This window comes from Nocardioides sp. Root140 (assembly GCF_001426745.1).
In the GTDB taxonomy this organism is placed as follows: Bacteria; Actinomycetota; Actinomycetes; order Propionibacteriales; family Nocardioidaceae; genus Nocardioides.
This window is the reverse complement of record NZ_LMFI01000013.1, coordinates 95,025-110,055: the sequence shown is the minus strand read 5'-3', so window position 1 is coordinate 110,055 and position 15,031 is coordinate 95,025. Positions and strand designations below refer to the sequence as shown.

Annotated in this window: 14 protein-coding genes; 10 read left to right on the top strand and 4 right to left on the bottom strand. The window is 69.5% G+C overall.

All coding sequences use genetic code 11. From position 1 onward, the window contains the following. The first annotated feature begins 9 nt into the window (after positions 1 to 9). The 4 genes from ASD30_RS21860 to ASD30_RS21845 are packed head-to-tail and all read left to right on the top strand — an operon-like array spanning position 10 to position 4,911. Positions 10 to 1,191: an acyl-CoA dehydrogenase family protein gene (locus ASD30_RS21860; protein ID WP_056687150.1), complete on the top strand. Its 1,182-nt coding sequence runs from the start codon at positions 10 to 12 to the stop codon at positions 1,189 to 1,191. Between the two features lie 33 nt (positions 1,192 to 1,224). Continuing rightward, complete coding sequence (locus tag ASD30_RS21855) at positions 1,225 to 2,148, top strand: VOC family protein (RefSeq protein ID WP_056687146.1); 924 nt, start codon at positions 1,225 to 1,227, stop codon at positions 2,146 to 2,148. 48 nt (positions 2,149 to 2,196) lie between these two features. Then, a complete protein-coding gene (locus tag ASD30_RS21850; RefSeq protein ID WP_056687143.1) occupies positions 2,197 to 4,392 on the top strand; it encodes an arylsulfatase in 2,196 nt (731 codons plus the stop codon). 12 nt (positions 4,393 to 4,404) lie between these two features. Continuing rightward, complete coding sequence (locus ASD30_RS21845; RefSeq protein ID WP_056687139.1) at positions 4,405 to 4,911, top strand: VOC family protein; 507 nt, start codon at positions 4,405 to 4,407, stop codon at positions 4,909 to 4,911. Positions 4,912 to 4,977: 66 nt separating this feature from the next. Here the strand turns inward: ASD30_RS21845 and ASD30_RS21840 are convergent, their stop codons facing one another. Together ASD30_RS21840 and ASD30_RS21835 are read right to left on the bottom strand one after the other, a co-directional pair. Next, positions 4,978 to 5,796, bottom strand: coding sequence for a TIGR03619 family F420-dependent LLM class oxidoreductase (locus ASD30_RS21840; RefSeq protein ID WP_056687137.1), 819 nt, complete (start codon positions 5,794 to 5,796; stop codon positions 4,978 to 4,980). Positions 5,797 to 5,855: 59 nt separating this feature from the next. Then, complete coding sequence (locus tag ASD30_RS21835; protein ID WP_056687134.1) at positions 5,856 to 6,920, bottom strand: DUF1214 domain-containing protein; 1,065 nt, start codon at positions 6,918 to 6,920, stop codon at positions 5,856 to 5,858. Between the two features lie 169 nt (positions 6,921 to 7,089). Here ASD30_RS21835 and ASD30_RS21830 point away from each other — a divergent pair, with 169 nt between their 5' ends. The 5 genes from ASD30_RS21830 to ASD30_RS21810 are packed head-to-tail and all read left to right on the top strand — an operon-like array spanning position 7,090 to position 12,390. Beyond that, complete coding sequence (locus ASD30_RS21830; protein ID WP_056687131.1) at positions 7,090 to 7,866, top strand: SDR family oxidoreductase; 777 nt, start codon at positions 7,090 to 7,092, stop codon at positions 7,864 to 7,866. Beyond that, positions 7,866 to 8,738: a TIGR03619 family F420-dependent LLM class oxidoreductase gene (locus tag ASD30_RS21825; protein ID WP_056687128.1), complete on the top strand. Its 873-nt coding sequence runs from the start codon at positions 7,866 to 7,868 to the stop codon at positions 8,736 to 8,738. Before ASD30_RS21830 ends, ASD30_RS21825 begins: the two co-directional genes overlap by 1 nt. Positions 8,739 to 8,773: 35 nt before the next feature. Beyond that, a complete protein-coding gene (locus ASD30_RS21820; RefSeq protein ID WP_056687125.1) occupies positions 8,774 to 9,961 on the top strand; it encodes an MFS transporter in 1,188 nt (395 codons plus the stop codon). A 9-nt stretch (positions 9,962 to 9,970) separates the two neighbouring features. Continuing rightward, positions 9,971 to 11,488, top strand: coding sequence for an FAD-dependent oxidoreductase (locus ASD30_RS21815; protein ID WP_056687122.1), 1,518 nt, complete (start codon positions 9,971 to 9,973; stop codon positions 11,486 to 11,488). Beyond that, a complete protein-coding gene (locus ASD30_RS21810; RefSeq protein WP_056687119.1) occupies positions 11,485 to 12,390 on the top strand; it encodes an LLM class F420-dependent oxidoreductase in 906 nt (301 codons plus the stop codon). Before ASD30_RS21815 ends, ASD30_RS21810 begins: the two co-directional genes overlap by 4 nt. A gap of 11 nt (positions 12,391 to 12,401) precedes the next feature. Here the strand turns inward: ASD30_RS21810 and ASD30_RS27875 are convergent, their stop codons facing one another. Both ASD30_RS27875 and ASD30_RS27870 read right to left on the bottom strand, forming a co-directional pair. After that, on the bottom strand, positions 12,402 to 13,115 hold the full coding sequence (locus tag ASD30_RS27875) for a hypothetical protein (RefSeq protein ID WP_327152752.1): 714 nt from the start codon (positions 13,113 to 13,115) through the stop codon (positions 12,402 to 12,404). Beyond that, a complete protein-coding gene (locus ASD30_RS27870; RefSeq protein WP_327152750.1) occupies positions 13,037 to 13,630 on the bottom strand; it encodes a Rieske 2Fe-2S domain-containing protein in 594 nt (197 codons plus the stop codon). Before ASD30_RS27870 ends, ASD30_RS27875 begins: the two co-directional genes overlap by 79 nt. A 161-nt stretch (positions 13,631 to 13,791) precedes the next feature. On the opposite strand from ASD30_RS27870, the gene hsaA reads away from it, so the two are divergent. Further along, complete coding sequence (gene hsaA, locus ASD30_RS21800; protein ID WP_056687116.1) at positions 13,792 to 14,958, top strand: 3-hydroxy-9,10-secoandrosta-1,3,5(10)-triene-9,17-dione monooxygenase oxygenase subunit; 1,167 nt, start codon at positions 13,792 to 13,794, stop codon at positions 14,956 to 14,958. Positions 14,959 to 15,031: the final 73 nt, after the last annotated feature.

Genomic DNA, 15,031 nt, shown 5'->3' with positions numbered 1-15,031 from the left:
GGAAGACGCATGACGAACCAGGTGCTCGACAACGTGATGGAGTCGGCGGAGCAGATCGCCGCCCTCGGGCCGGCCAACGAGGCGCTGGGCAAGCTCGACGACCAGGCCGCGAAGCTGGTCCGCGAGTCAGGCGTGATCCGCATGCTGCAGCCGAAGACGCACGGCGGCCTCGAGTCGCACCCGCGCGAGTTCGCCGAGACGGTCATGAAGATCGCCAGCCTCGACGGGTCCTCGGGGTGGGTCGCCGGCATCGTCGGCGTACACCCGTGGGAGCTGGCCATGCTGGACTCCCGCGTCCAGGACGAGGTGTGGGGCCAGGACCAGGACACCTGGCTGGCCTCGCCGTACGCACCGATGGGCGTGCTGCGCCCGGTCGACGGCGGCTACGTGTTCAACGGGCACTGGCAGTTCTCCTCCGGCACCGACCACTGCGACTGGATCTTCCTCGGCGCCTGGCTCGGCGACGACTCCGGCGAGGCGCTGATGCCGCCGCAGATGTACCACGTGGTGCTGCCCCGCGCCGACTACGAGATCGTCGAGGGCTCCTGGGACGTGGTCGGGCTCAAGGGCACCGGCAGCAAGGACATCATCGTCAAGGACGCCTTCATCCCCGACTACCGGGTGCTCGCCTACGACAAGCTCGCCGACGGTTCGGCGGCGATCGAGGCCGGCCTCGGCACGCTCTACCGCGTGCCGTTCTCGCAGGCCTTCCCGCTCGGCATCACCTCGGCCGTGATCGGCATCGCCGAGGGAGCCCTGGCCCACCACCTGGCCTACCAGAAGGGCCGCACCTCGGTCACCGGCACGAAGATCAAGGACGACCCCTACTCGTTGTACGCGGTCAGCGAGGCGGCCGCCGAGATCTCCGCCTCCCGCACGGCCCTGATCGAGAACATCAGCCGGTTCCACGACCAGGCCGAGGCAGGCATCACCGCGACCTTCGAGGAGCGCGCCGTCGGGCGCCGGATCCAGGTGCAGGCGGCCTGGCGCGCCGTACGCGCCGTCGACGAGATCGTCAGTCGCTCCGGCGGCAACGGGATGCGCATGAGCAACCCGATCCAGCGCTTCTGGCGCGACGCCCACATGGGCATGGCACACGCGATCCACGTGCCGGGCTCGGTCTTCCACGCCTCGGCCCTGACCAACCTCGACGTCGACCCGCCGGCCGGGCCGATGCGCTCGATGATCTGACCGGCCCAACCCAACGACTGACAAGGACATCCCATGACGGAACTACGCGGCCTCGGCTACCTCAAGGTCCAGACCACCGACGTCCCTCGCTGGCGTGAGCTGATGATCGACTCGCTCGGTTTCGCCGAGGGGTCGGGCCCCGAACCCGACGGCCTCTACCTGCGCATGGACGAGCGGTCCTCGCGGGTGATCATCCTGCCTGGGGAGACCGACGAGGTGCTCGCCGTCGGGTGGGAGGTCCGCGACCAGTTCGCGCTCGCTGCCGTCGGCCGCGCCGTCGAGGCCGCCGGCACCCCCGTGAAGATGTTGTCGACGGGGGAGGCGGCGCACCGTGGCGTTGAGGCGGCCATGACGTTCACCGACCCGGCCGGCATCCCGGTCGAGGTGTTCTTCGGCCCGGTGCTCGACCACTCGCCCGTCCTGACCGGCGCCGGCCAGAAGTTCGTGACCGGCAAGTGCGGGCTGGGCCACGTGGTGCTCCCGACGACGGAGATGGAGGAGACCGTCGCGTTCTACACCGAGGTCCTCGGCTTCCTCCCGCGCGGCGCGATGAAGGTGGGTCCTGCGGCGGAGGACGGCAGCCAGGCCCGGATCCGGTTCATGGGCATCAACCAGCGGCACCACAGCCTCGCCGTCTGCCCCGCCCCGCACGGCGGTGCGCCGGGCATGATCCACCTGATGGTGGAGGTCGACACCCTCGACGCCGTCGGTCGCTCGCTCGACAACGTGCAGAAGGCCGGCTTCACGATCTCCTCGACCCTGGGCCGGCACACCAACGACAAGATGGTCTCCTTCTACGTCCGGGCACCCGGCGGCTGGGACATCGAGTACGGCTGTGAGGGCATGCTGGTCGACGAGACCTGGTACACCTCCGAGGAGATATCCGCGGACTCCTACTGGGGCCACGACTGGTCGGGTGCGGAGCCCCTGGCCGCTTTCACGCCGCCGGCCTCCTGAGCGCCTGAGTTCGACACACTGCCCGGATCGACCTGAACGGATCGTCACATGACCGAACGGCCTGACCTCTCCCTGCCCGTCGCTCCCCAGGGAGCGCCCAACGTCGTGCTCGTGATGCTCGACGACGTCGGGTTCGGTGCGTCCGCGCCGTTCGGCGGGATCATCGAGACCCCCGCCATCTCGCAGCTGGCGGAGGAGGGGCTGCGCTACAACCGGTTCCACACGACCGCGATCTGCTCGCCGACCCGGGCCGCGTTGTTGACCGGCCGGGACGCGCACGTGGCCGGCGTCGGCACGGTGATGAACAGCGCGAACGACCAGCCGGGCTACCAGGGCATCCTGCGAGACAGCTCCGCCACGATCGCCACGGTGCTCAAGCAGAACGGTTACAGCACCGCCTGCTTCGGCAAGTGGCACCTGGCGCCGGCCTGGGAGACCTCGCAGGTCGGTCCGTTCGACCGCTGGCCGACCGGTCGGGGGTTCGACACGTTCTACGGGTTCCTCGGCGGGGAGACCCACCAGTACGAGCCCACCCTGTACGCCGGCACCACGCCGGTGCACCGACCTGACGGGGACGACTACCACCTCACCGAGGACCTGGTCGACCGCTCGATCGAGTGGATCCAGATGCAGGAGTCGGTCGCTCCCGACCAGCCGTTCATGCTCTACCTGGCCCCCGGCGCGACGCACGCGCCGCTGCACGTGCCGAGTGCGTGGAGCGAGAAGTACAGCGGACGGTTCGCCCAGGGCTGGGACGTCGTACGGGAGGAGACCCTGGCCCGCCAGAAGGCGCTCGGCGTGGTCCCCGAGGACACCGTGCTCACGCCGCGCCCCGAGGAACTGCCCGCCTGGGACACCCTGAGCGACGGCCAGAAGCAGGTGGCCGAGAGGCTGATGGAGGTCTACGCGGGCTTCCTGGAGCACACGGACACCCAGATCGGTCGCCTGGTCGACGCCCTCAAGGAGAGCGGCCAGTTCGAGAACACGATGTTCGTCTACGTCGTCGGTGACAACGGCAGCAGCGCGGAGGCCGGACTCCTCGGCAGCATCAACTACTTCGGAGCCCTGCAGGGGATGCAGGAGCCGCTGGAGACCCAGCTCGAACGGCTCGACGAGATCGGTGGGAAGAAGTCCTACCCGCAGTACCCGGCAGGGTGGGCGTGGGCGATGACCTCGCCGTTCCAGTGGGTCAAGCAGGTGGCCTCGCACTTCGGTGGAACCCGCAACCCGATGGTGGTCTCGTGGCCCGCCGGCATCAAGGATGCCGGCGGCCTGCGCACCCAGTTCTCGCACGTGAACGACGTGGTGCCGACGATCCTCGAGGCGGCCGGCATCGAGGCGCCGAAGGTGGTCAACGGGGTCGAGCAGTCGCCGATGGACGGCACCAGCCTGGTCTACAGTTTCGCGGACGGCGAGGTGCCCGAACGCCACACCACCCAGTACTTCGAGGTGTACGGGCACCGCTCGATCTACCACGAAGGGTGGATCGCCTCGGCCTTCCACCGGGCCGGGATGCCGTGGACCGTGGGCCTGCCACCGACCGACGCACCCTTCGACCAGGACGTGTGGGAGCTCTACGACACCACCCGTGACTTCAGCCAGGCCCACGACCTGGCGGCGTCCGAGCCCGCCAGGCTGGCCCAGCTCCAGGAGCTCTTCGAGCGCGAGGCCGCGCGCGTCGAGATCCTGCCGTTGCACGACGCGCGCACCCGCCGCGGAGGCACGCCGAACCTGGCCGGCAACCGGACCGAGTTCGTCTACCGTCGCGGTGCGTTCGGGATCCCCGAGTCCAACGGCCCGCGGCTCAACGGTCGCTCGTGGACGATGCGGGCACACGTCGACGTTCCCGAGGGTGGGTCCCGCGGCGTCCTGGCCACCATGGGCGGCAACACCGCCGGCTGGGCGCTCTGGCTCACCGAGGACGGCCGACCCGAGTTCCGGCTCAGGGCCTTCGAGGCCGGCACCGTGAGCCTGGCCGGCGACACCGCCGTCGCCGTCGGTGCGCACGTCCTCGAGGTCGACGTCGACTACGACGGTGGCGGCGTCGGCAAGGGCGCCACGATCACGCTCTCCCTGGACGGCGTGGCCCTCGGCAGCGGACGCACGGAGCGCACCCCGCGGGGCTTCTACTCGATCGACGAGACCTTCGACATCGCGATGACGTCGGGCTCTCCCGTCGGGGACTACCCGCACGTCTTCCCGTTCGAGGGTGGGCTGGACCGCGTCGAGTTCAGCCTGCGCTGACGGAGGCAGGTCATGCCCCTCGTCGCCCACGGCGCCATCATGCAGATCGGCTGCGTCGTCGAGGACCTCGCCGAGGCCGAACGGATCCACTCTGCGAGCTTCGGCGTGCCGATCTGGACGCGCATGCGCGACATCGCGTTCAGCCCCGAGCGCACGACCTATCGGGGTGAGCCGGCCGACTTCGTGATCCACGTGTCGCTCGGGTACGCCGGCTCGCAGCAGATCGAGCTGATCGAGCCGGTGCGAGGCGTGAACCTCTACACCGAGTTCCTCGAGCGATCCGGGCCCGGCATGCACCACCTCGGGTGGATCCCGGAGGACTACGACGCCGCACTCGACGAGGCGCGGCGTGCCGGCCTTGCCGTCGTACAGCAGGGGAGCACGAAGGAGATGGACTTCGTCTACCTGGAGGCGGCGGACATGGGCGTCCAGTACGTCGAGCTGATGCGACCGTCGGCGTCCTTGAGCAGTCGGTTCGAAGCCATGCGGCTCGCCTCCCAAACCGTCGACCCGTCGTGAGTTCTGATCGACCCGTCGCCAGTTCTGGTCGACCCGTCGTGAGTTCTGATCGACCTGTCGCCAGTTTCAGCCCGCGACAGCGCTGAGCCGGTCGTACCACCGGGCCAGGTCGAGCTCGCCGGACCACGGGATGTCCACCAGCAGCTCGTCGACGCCGGCGTTCCGGAGCAGGGGAATCGCCGCGACCAGTCCGTCGACGTCGAACGACGGCCCCGTGTGCACCCGCACGAGCTGGGCGATCTCGTCGGGGTCCCGGGCGTGGTCCGTGGCGATCTGGCGGATCCGGGTGATCGGTTCGACCGCGCCGCGCTGGAGGTCCTTGAGGTTCGTGGTGCCCATCCAGCCCGAGCCGTAGCGGACCACCCGTTCGTAGGCGCGCTCCGACACACCGCCGATGATGACGGGCACGTCGTGCAGCGGGACGGGGTAGAAGAGCGATCCCTCCGGCAGCGAGTAGAAGTGGCCCTCGAAGCCGTCGGGCGCGCCTTCCCAGCAGCGTCGGATCATGGCGACGGCCTCGTCGAGGCGGCGTCCGCGATCCTTCGCGTCGAGGCCGACGATGCCGAACTCCTCGGTGAGCCAACCTGCGCCGACGCCCAGCTCGAGCCGTCCGCCGCTGAGCACGTCGATGGTGGCGAGCTGCTTGGCCAGGACGACGGGGTTGCGCAGGCCGGCCACCATCACTCCCGTGCCGACCCTGATCGTCGAGGTCGCCTCGGCCATCGACGCCATCGCCACGACGGAGTCGCACCACGGCTCCGTCGCGGGCCACGGCATCTCGCCGGTGGGGGAGAACGGATAGCGCGACGTGTGCGTCCGCGGCATGGCGACGTGGTCGCCCACCCAGGCCGACTCGAACCCGGCGGACTCGAGGTCCCTGGCCATGGCGCCGAATCCCCGCTCGAGGGCAGCGCGCCCCCGAGCAGGGATGGTTGCCCCGATCTTCAGAGCTTCACGACCTTGCAGGTCGGCAGGGGGTGGTTGTCAGCCTTCACCCAGCGCATGAGGGCGGTGCCCTCCTCGTGGAAGGCGGTGGAGATCCAGTTGCCGTAGCCCGGGTCCTTGGCCGAGACCACGATCGTCAGGGTGCCGTCGTCGTTGAGCTTGCCGGTGTGGTTGTTGATGTAGGTGTTCATCCGGTCGTGGTCCAGCGACTCCATCCACCAGTTCTGCAGCACGAAGTTCCAGTACTCGCAGTCCGGGACCGCAGTCTCGATCACCCAGGCCTCGTCGGGCGCGAGCTTCCAGTAGCCGTGCAGGTAGAAGATGGTCGGGTCGCCGCCGGCCCCTTGGAACAGCTCCTGGCCCCAGTCGGGAAGCTCGTTGGGCCGTTCCATGAAGAGCTTCGTCCACCGGGCAAACGTAGCCGAGGTGCCCTTGACGAAGTCCGTGGTCAGCTTGAGCTGGCGGGCGAAGGCGTCGCTGTCGATCGGGGTCGGGCGGGGGATCTCGTCGATGAGCTCGATGCGGACCTGTGCCGCGACCTCGGTGCTGCGATCCTGGAAGGACTGCCGACCGACCAGGTTGGTGGTGTCCTCGGCGAGGGGGAGCCAGGCTCCTTCCGCGGGGCGATCCGCACTGGCGATGAAGCTGAAGTTGCCGTCGGCGTCGACGGGGATCTCGTCGTTGGAGATCTCGCCGGTCGAGGCCATCGTGCCGTCGATGTGGTAGCGGTTGGCCTTCGATCCGAACGTCATCAGGGGCACGGTGCCGCGGCTGCCGCTGATCCGGTAGCGGTGCTTGCCCGAGACGTTGGCGCGCATGTAGATGTTGTCCGGGTTGTCCGCGCCGATCTTGCACTTGAGGTTGGGATCGAGCGCATTGGTGATCGCGGGGAACATCGGGTCGGAGTTCTCGATCGCGTTGAGGGACGCGTAGCGCAGCAGCCGGATCAGGTAGCGGACGCCCTCGTCCTGGTTGAGCGCATCCTGCGGGGCGGCTTCGTCGATCAGCCCCTGCCCCGCCTCTCGCAGCTGGTCGCAGAACTCGTCCCACACCTTGTTGGCCATGTCGCTCCTCGGAGTAGTCAATTTCCTCGGACGGTACGACGTACGAAGCCTCGAGGCCGGGGGCGTCCCGCTGGCAAGGACTGGATCCCGTTGTCCGGGATGCGGCCGACGCCGGCAGGGTCGGCTCCCTAGGTTGAGCGGACCACCCACGACATCAGGGAGATCTCGCATGACTCGTCAGGTCGTCGTCACCGGCGCCGCATCCGGAATCGGAGCGGCCACCGCCGCCATGCTCACGGCACAGGGTGACCACGTGATCAGTGTCGACCTGCGCGACGCCGACGTCGTCGCGGACCTGGCCACCCGTCAGGGCCGCGAGCAGGCGGTCGCCGACGTGCTCGAGCAGACCGGTGGCGTCGTTGACGCCGTGGTCGCGTGCGCCGGCACGTCGTCGCTGAGCCCGCTGGACGTGAAGGTCAACTTCTTCGGTGTCGTCGACTTCCTCGAGGGACTGCGACCGGCACTGGCCCGCGCGGAGGCGCCGCGAGTGTCGGTGACCTCGTCGATCTCGTCGACGCAGCCGACCGACCAAGAGGTGGTCGACGCCTGCCTCGACGGCGACGAGGAGCGCGCCGTCGCACTCGCGGAGAAGCTGCACGCCGACGGGAAGGGCTCCTTGCTCTACGCCTCGTCCAAGAACGCGCTGACCCGGTGGTTGCGTCGTACCGCCGTCACGGAGGACTGGGCCGGCGCCGGCATCCCGCTGAACGCAGTGGGCCCGGGAGTCGTGGTCACGCCGATGACCGAGGGCCTGCGCGCGTCCGAGCAGGGTGTCGAGATGATGAAGAAGGCCGTGCCCTCGAAGCTGGGCGGCTGGATGGGCCCGGAGGTGATCGCCGATGCGCTCGTGTGGCTGGTCCGCCCGGAGAACACGCACACCACCGCACAGATCCTCTTCATGGACGGCGGCGCCGAAGCAGTGGTCCGCGGCCCCGAGGCGTTCTGATGAAGTGGGCGCTGTCGGGCGCGATGATGGGCCCGAAGGAGCTGCTCGAGGTCGCCGTCGCCGCGGAGGAGCTCGGGTACGACGGTGTCGGCCTGTCCGACTCGGTCTTCTACCCGGAGAAGGTCTCCGCCGACTACCCCTACACCGCGGACGGCAAGCGGATGTGGAGCGGCGAGACCCCCATGCCCGACCCGTTCGTGATGATGTCGGCGCTGGCCGCGGTGACCGAACGCCTGATCATCTCGACCAACGTGCTCAAGCTGCCGTTGCGCGACCCGTTGCTCACCGCCAAGCAGGTCGCCACGATGGCGGTCCTGTCGGACAACCGGATCGCCCTCGGCGTGGGCCTCTCGTGGATCCCGGAGGAGTTCACCTTCACCGGCACCGACATGCGCACGCGTGGCGCCCGGACCGACGAGGCGATCGCGATCATCAAGTCGGTCTGCGCCGGCAACGGTCCCGAGTGGGTCGAGCACCACGGCAAGCACTACGACTTCGACCGGCTGATGATCAGCCCGGCCCCCGACAGGCCGGTCCCGGTCTACGTCGGCGGGCACAGCGAGGCCGGCCTCAAGCGCGCGGCGCGGATCGGCGACGGCTGGATCTCGGTCAACGTCCCCGCCGACGAGCTGAAGGTCGCCATCGCCCGACTCGGTGTCCTGCGCGAGGAGTACGGCCGAGCCGACCTGCCCTTCGAGATCGACGTGTCGCCGACCGACGTCCACGACGTGTCCGGCTACCGCGACCTCGAGGAGGCCGGGGTGACCATCTGCCGTGTCTCGCCCTGGCGGATGTTCGGCGAGGAGCAGACCACAGCTGGTCGGATCGAGTCCCTGCGCCGCTTCGCCGAGACGGTCATCGGGAAGTACTGACGTGACTTCCGCGTCGCCGTGACCCGAGACCTGACATGACCCTGCCCCGATCGGTGTGGGCGGCACTGTTCGCCCTGGTCGCGGCGACGATCGGCATGGGCCTCGTGGTTCCGATCCTGCGCCCGATGAGTGTCGATCTCTCCGCCTCGCCGTCGGAGACGCTGTTGCTGGTGTCGGTCTACCTGGTCGCGTGCGGTGGGGCGATGCCGTTCACCGGCATGGTCTCGAGCCGCCTGGGCATCCGCAGGTCGCTGATCGCGGCGCTGCTGGTCAACGTCGCCTGCGGCCTGGTGGCCACCACGGCTCAGGACATCGGTTGGGTCATCGTGTCGCGGGCCGGATGGGGCCTGGGCAGTGCGCTGTTCCTGGCCACCGTGCTGGTGGCCGTGCTCGAGGAGGCTGGAGGAAGCTCCGGCCGGGCGGTCAAGCTCTTCGAGGCCGCGGTCGGGGTCGGCATCGCGGCGGGGCCGTTGGCGGGCGGACTGCTGGGAGCGATCTCGTGGCGGATCGCCTTCCTCGGCTCCTCGTCGATGATGCTGGTGGCCGCCCTGTCCCTGGTCGTCCTGATGCCCCCGAACCGGGACGAACGATCGCCCACGAGGTTCTCGTCGACGTTTCGCGCCCTGCGGGACCCGGTCGTGCTGACCCTCTCGGTCGCGGCACTGCTCTACAACGCCGGCTTCCTGATGATGTTCACCTACACGCCGTTCCCGCTGGCCCAGAGCCCCGAGGTGGTCGGCCTCGTCTACTGCGGCTGGGGCGTGACCCTGGTGCTCTCCTCCACCGTGATCGGCCCGCCGCTGCAACGGCGCTTCGGCACCGTGGCGACCTTCGCGGGTGCCACGGTCGGCTTCGCCCTCCTGCTCGCGGTGATGTCGTTCCTCGCGGGCAGCGGGCCCGCCCTCGCTGCCGGGGTGGTGTGCTCGGGCCTCCTCCTGGGGATCTGCAACACGATGATGACCGAGGCAGTGATGTCGTCCTCGTCCAGCGACCACGCGACGACCTCCGCGGCGTACAACCTGATGCGCAACGCCGGGCCCGCGCTCGCCCCCTGGCTGGCCGGGCACCTGGGCGAGACGTACAACGCCCATGTCCCGTTCGCGGTCGCCGCCGCCGCAGCAGGGGCCGCTGGCCTCGCCGCGCTGTTCGTGCTCGGGCGCCGTTCGCCCGCCCCGATCCCGCTGATCGGGATCATGCCCGGGTCGGGCAGGTGCGCTGGCTAACTTCCGGCCATGAGCAGCAAACCGACCTTCGCGCCCGCCCACGCCTCCGACATCGAGGCCTTCGACCACGAGACCGACGTGCTGGTGGTCGGCTTCGGTTGCGCGGGAGGCGCCGCGGCCCTCGAGGCGGCGGGCTCGGGAGCCGACGTCCTGGTCATCGAACGTGCCGGCGGCCCGGGCGGCTCGTCGGCGATGTCCGGCGGGGAGCTCTACCTCGGCGGAGGAACCCCGTTGCAGCAGTCCTCCGGCTACCGGGACAGCCCCGACAACATGTTCGCCTACCTGAAGGCCGCCCTCGGGCCCGACGCCGACGAGGAGAAGATCCGCCTCTACTGCGACGGCAGCCGCGAGCACTTCGACTGGTTCTGCGGCCTCGGGCTGACCTTCAACCCCGGCCTGTACGACGGCCAGAGCTGGATGCCCCCGACCCAGGACGGCCTGATGTGGCTCGGCGAGAACGCCTGGCCCTACGACCGGCTGGCCGACGCCGTGCCGCGTGGCCACCGGCCCGCGACCGAGTCCTTCGGTGGCTGGCTGATCATGGAGAAGCTGGTGGCCGCGGTGAAGGCGGCCGGTGTGGAGACCCATGTCGACACCGTCGCGACCCGCCTCGTGCTCGACGACGACGGCCGGGTCGTGGGCGTGGTCGCCCGGCAGTACGGCACCACGGTCACCTACCGCGCCCGAAAGGCCGTCATCGTGACCACGGGCGGGTTCGTCGACAACGAGGAGATGCTCTTCGAGCACGCGCCGGTGCTGAGCGGTCACGCCAAGGTCAGTGACGGGCTGGACGACGGCAGCGGCATCTCGATGGGCCTCGCCATCGGAGCCGCCGTACGCCGCATGTCGGTGACGCAGATCGCCGCCCAGGTCCTGCCGGCGATGATCGCGCGGGGGATGCTGGTCAACGGCCTCGGTCAGAGATTCATCAACGAGGACGTCTATCCCGGCCTGGCCAGCGTTGCCGCGGTGCGTCACCAGCCCGGCCCCTACTGGGTGATCATCGACCAGGAGGGCTACGACGACATCCCCGAGCGCGACCTCTGGAACGTCCGGCCCTCGCACGTGTGTGAGCGCCTGGGCGAGCTGGAGGAGGAGCTCGGCCTGCCGGAGGGGTCCTTGGAGAGCACCGTCGCGGCGTACAACCACTGGGCCGAACGGGGCGAGGACCCGCAGTTCCACAAGAACAAGCGGTGGCTGCGCTCCCTGAAGGCGCCCTTCGCGGCGATCGATCCCAGGAAGGGCTTCGACTCGGGCAGCGAGGGTGGCGGCGGAACGACGGGCGTCGCGGGCTTCACGCTCGGGGGACTCCGCACCACGGTCGACGGTCGCGTCCTCGACGTGTCCGGCAACGAGATCCCGGGCCTCTACGCGGCCGGGCGGGCCAGCGCGGGCATGTTCGGCCAGGGCTACATCAGCGGCACGTCGCTGGGCGACGGCACGTTCTTCGGCCGCAGGGCCGGCCGCGCCGCTGCCGTCGGAATCGGCAACACGACCAGTGACAGTGGTGCGCAGGACGCCGGATGAGACTGGGCGTGTCCACGCCGGTGGTGGTCAAGGTCCCCGGCCTGACCGCGGAGTGGGAGGACACCGCGGGGATCGCCGAGATCACCCTCGTCGCCGAGCACGCCGACCGACTGGGCTTCCACTTCCTCACCTGCAGCGAGCACATCGCGATGCCCCGTGGCATCCACTCACCACAGTTGCCACAAGGCCGTGGCACGCGCTACTGGGACCCGCTGGCGACGCTGTCCTGGCTGGCTGCCCGCACCAAGAGCATCCGGCTGCTCACCAACGTCCTGGTGCTCGGCTACCACCACCCGCTGGCCATCGCGAAGAGATACGGCACGCTGGACCGGATGAGCTCAGGCCGGGTCAACCTCGGGCTGGGCGTCGGAACGGCGGAGGAGGAGTTCCGGACCCTGGGGGCCGCGTTCGAAGATCGCGGTCCTCGTGCGGACGACGCGATCCGGGCGCTGCGGGCGGCACTCTCCCAGGTGGAGCCCGAGTACCACGGTGAGTTCTACGACTTCGCGGGGCTGGTGGTCGACCCGTGCGCGGTGCAGGAGCGAGTGCCGCTCTGGGTCGGTGGGCACTCCCGACGGGCACTTCGCCGCGCCGTCACACTGGCGGACGGTTGGCTCCCCGGCGCACCGGATCTCCAGACACTGCGCACCATGCTCGCCGAACACCCCGAACGACCGGCCGGCTTCGAGGTCGTCTCAGGCGTCCATGGGGCGCTCGACCCGCTCACTGATCCCGATCGGGTGGAGGAGGCACTCCACGCGGCCGCGGCGGCCGGCGTGACGATGGTTCCCTTCCGGCCGGTCCACCGGTCCGTGCAGCACTACCTCGAGCAACTCGAGGCGGTCGCGGGCCTCGGGGTGTTCGAGGCGTTGGTCCCGCCGGAGGATCCGACGGGACCGTGAACGGCGAGCGGTCAGCCGGGCGAACCCGCGCCCTCCAGTGCGAGGTTCTCCTCGACCTCCCGACGCCACATCTCCACCGGCTTCGTGGTGTCGATCTCGAACTCGAACCGCTCGACCATCTCGGGGGCGATGTCGGCGACGTCGGTGTAGAACTGCTGGTACCAACGGCGCAGCTGGTAGACCGGGCCGTCCTCCTCGCAGAGCAGCGGGTTGTCGATCCGGGTCTTGTTCTTCCAGATCTCCACGTCCTGCTCGAAACCGGCCTTGACGAACCCGGCCTGCTCCCGCGCGATGGTGAGGGCGGCCTCGTTGTCCAGTCCCTCGGGCACCTGCACGATGATCCCGTACTGCAGCACGAACGAGTTCTCGTCGACCGGGTAGTGGCAGTTGATCAGCGTGGTCTTCAGGTCCATGTCGTCGAAGTGGTAGGTCAGCTCGTCGATCATGAAGGACGGGCCGTAGTAGGCGGCCACCGACGTGTTCCCCCGCATCTGGGGTGAGTCGTCCGCGGTGGGGACGCGCGCGTCCTCGCGGGCCAGGCCGTTCATGTGCTGTGCGGCGACGTGCCCCTCGAAGATGTTCTTGAAGTACGTCGGGAACGACTTGTGCACGTAGAAGAAGTGCGCCATGTCGACGTTGTTGTCGATCACCTCGCGCACGTTGGTGTGCACGGGCGTCTCGTACCAGACCCAGTCGGTCCACCCGTCCTCGAGTGCTCCCTCGATCCGGGGCGGCGCCTGCTCCTCGATGGGAGGGTTGCCCTCGGGGTCGTTCCAGACGAAGAGCATGCCGTCCTGCTCGAGGGTCGGCCAGGCCGCGGTGCGGGCCCGCAGCGGGACGCGTCGGGCGTAGGGGATGTTCTTACGAAGAGCATGCCGTCCTGCTCGAGGGTCGGCCAGGCCGCGGTGCGGGCCCGCAGCGGGACGCGTCGGGCGTAGGGGATGTTCTTGCAGCGGCCGTCACCGCCCCAGCGCCAGTCGTGGAAGGGGCAGGCGATCTCGTTGCCCTTGACGGTGCCCTGGGACAGGTCGCCGCCCATGTGGCGGCAGTAGGCGTCGAGCACGTTGACCGTGCCGTCCTCGCCGGTGAAGACCACGAGCTTGGTGCCGAATGCGGTGATCGAGTGCGGCTGCCCGTCACGGAAGTCCCGCGCCAGGCCCAGGCAGTGCCAGCCACGCGCGAACCGCGTCTCGACCTCGGCGGCCTCGATCGCCCGGACCTCGTCAGCTTCAACAGTCATCGTCTCGCGCCCTCTTTCGTCAGTCGGTGTCCTCCCGAGGCTCGGTCGCGGCCGTGCCCCTCGGCGCGGGGGTCCCACTGTCCGGGACACGGGCCATGTGGGGGTGAGCCGGGTCGCACGATCGCTGGGGTCGCCGCACGGCCGCAAGAAACGGAGAGACCATGCCCAACGAGGTTCTGGAGAAGGTGCGCCCGCTGCTCGCGAAGATCGCCGAGCGCGCCACCGCCACCGACACCGACGGTGCTGTGCCACCCGAGACGATCGCCGAGCTCAAGGCCGCGGGGGTCTTCCGGATGCTCCAGCCCGAGAAGTTCGGCGGGATGGAGGGCAACCCGGTCGACTTCTACGAGGTGGTCCGGGCCGTCTCCGGTGCCTGCGGCTCCACCGGATGGGTCACGTCCGTGCTCGGCGTCCACCCCTGGCAGCTCGCGCTGTTCGACGCCCGGGCACAGGAGGAGGTCTGGGGCGAGGACCCGGACACGCTGGTGTCGTCGGCGTACGCCCCTGTCGGGCGGCTCAGGCAGGTCGACGGTGGCTACGAGCTGAGCGGGCGCTGGAGCTTCTCCTCCGGGTGCGGGCACGCGTCGTGGGTGCTGGTCGGCGCCCTGCTGACCGGCAGCGCCGGCAAGCCGGTCGACGTGATCACCCTGCTGCTGCCGCGACCGGACTACCGGATCGAGGAGGTCTGGGACGTGATCGGGCTGCGGGGTACGGCGAGCAACGACATCCTCGTGGACAAGGTCTTCGTGCCCGCCCACCGCACGATCCGCAACTTCGACCAGGCCCGGCTGCGCGGCCCCGGACAGGCAGTCAACACCGGCCCGCTCTATCGCATGCCGTTCGCCTCGATCTTCACCTCGACCATCACCGCACCCATCATCGGTGCGGTGGGCGGCTGCTACTCGGCCTACATCTCCGCGATGCGCAACCGGACCCGGCTCAGCCTGGGCGGCGGTCGCTACGCGGAGGACGAGTTCGCGCACGTGGCAGTGGCGCGGGCCGCCTCCGAGATCGACGCCGCGACCCTGCAGATGGACCGCAACATCGCCGAGCTCTACGACCATGTGGTGCAGGGCGAGGAGCTTCCGGACGAGCTGCGGCTGCGGACCCGTCGCGACCAGGTGCGTGGCACCGAGCGGGTGCTCGAGGCCATCGACATCCTGTTCAAGACCGCGGGCGGCAACTCCTTGAAGCGGGGCAACCCGATCGAGCGGTCCTGGCGCGACGCCCATGCCGGCAGCGTGCACGTGGCCAACGACGTGGAGCGGGCGCTGGCGATGTACGGCCGCAACGAGTTCGGCTTCGTCGTCGAGGACAGCCTGATGTGAAACCCGCGGCCGCGCCGGTTCGGGGAAAGCCCTGTCGGCGGGCCGAGTCGCTTGCTAGTCTACCTGCCAAGCG

What these genes read in the sequence shown, in the direction of transcription:
- ASD30_RS21860 (WP_056687150.1), top strand. Translation starts at nt 10, where the DNA reads ATGACGAACCAGGTGCTCGACAACGTGATGGAGTCGGCGGAGCAGATC.
- ASD30_RS21855 (WP_056687146.1), top strand. Translation starts at nt 1,225, where the DNA reads ATGACGGAACTACGCGGCCTCGGCTACCTCAAGGTCCAGACCACCGAC.
- ASD30_RS21850 (WP_056687143.1), top strand. Translation starts at nt 2,197, where the DNA reads ATGACCGAACGGCCTGACCTCTCCCTGCCCGTCGCTCCCCAGGGAGCG.
- ASD30_RS21845 (WP_056687139.1), top strand. Translation starts at nt 4,405, where the DNA reads ATGCCCCTCGTCGCCCACGGCGCCATCATGCAGATCGGCTGCGTCGTC.
- ASD30_RS21840 (WP_056687137.1), bottom strand. Translation starts at nt 5,796, where the DNA reads ATGGCCAGGGACCTCGAGTCCGCCGGGTTCGAGTCGGCCTGGGTGGGC.
- ASD30_RS21835 (WP_056687134.1), bottom strand. Translation starts at nt 6,920, where the DNA reads ATGGCCAACAAGGTGTGGGACGAGTTCTGCGACCAGCTGCGAGAGGCG.
- ASD30_RS21830 (WP_056687131.1), top strand. Translation starts at nt 7,090, where the DNA reads ATGACTCGTCAGGTCGTCGTCACCGGCGCCGCATCCGGAATCGGAGCG.
- ASD30_RS21825 (WP_056687128.1), top strand. Translation starts at nt 7,866, where the DNA reads ATGAAGTGGGCGCTGTCGGGCGCGATGATGGGCCCGAAGGAGCTGCTC.
- ASD30_RS21820 (WP_056687125.1), top strand. Translation starts at nt 8,774, where the DNA reads ATGACCCTGCCCCGATCGGTGTGGGCGGCACTGTTCGCCCTGGTCGCG.
- ASD30_RS21815 (WP_056687122.1), top strand. Translation starts at nt 9,971, where the DNA reads ATGAGCAGCAAACCGACCTTCGCGCCCGCCCACGCCTCCGACATCGAG.
- ASD30_RS21810 (WP_056687119.1), top strand. Translation starts at nt 11,485, where the DNA reads ATGAGACTGGGCGTGTCCACGCCGGTGGTGGTCAAGGTCCCCGGCCTG.
- ASD30_RS27870 (WP_327152750.1), bottom strand. Translation starts at nt 13,630, where the DNA reads ATGACTGTTGAAGCTGACGAGGTCCGGGCGATCGAGGCCGCCGAGGTC.
- hsaA (WP_056687116.1), top strand. Translation starts at nt 13,792, where the DNA reads ATGCCCAACGAGGTTCTGGAGAAGGTGCGCCCGCTGCTCGCGAAGATC.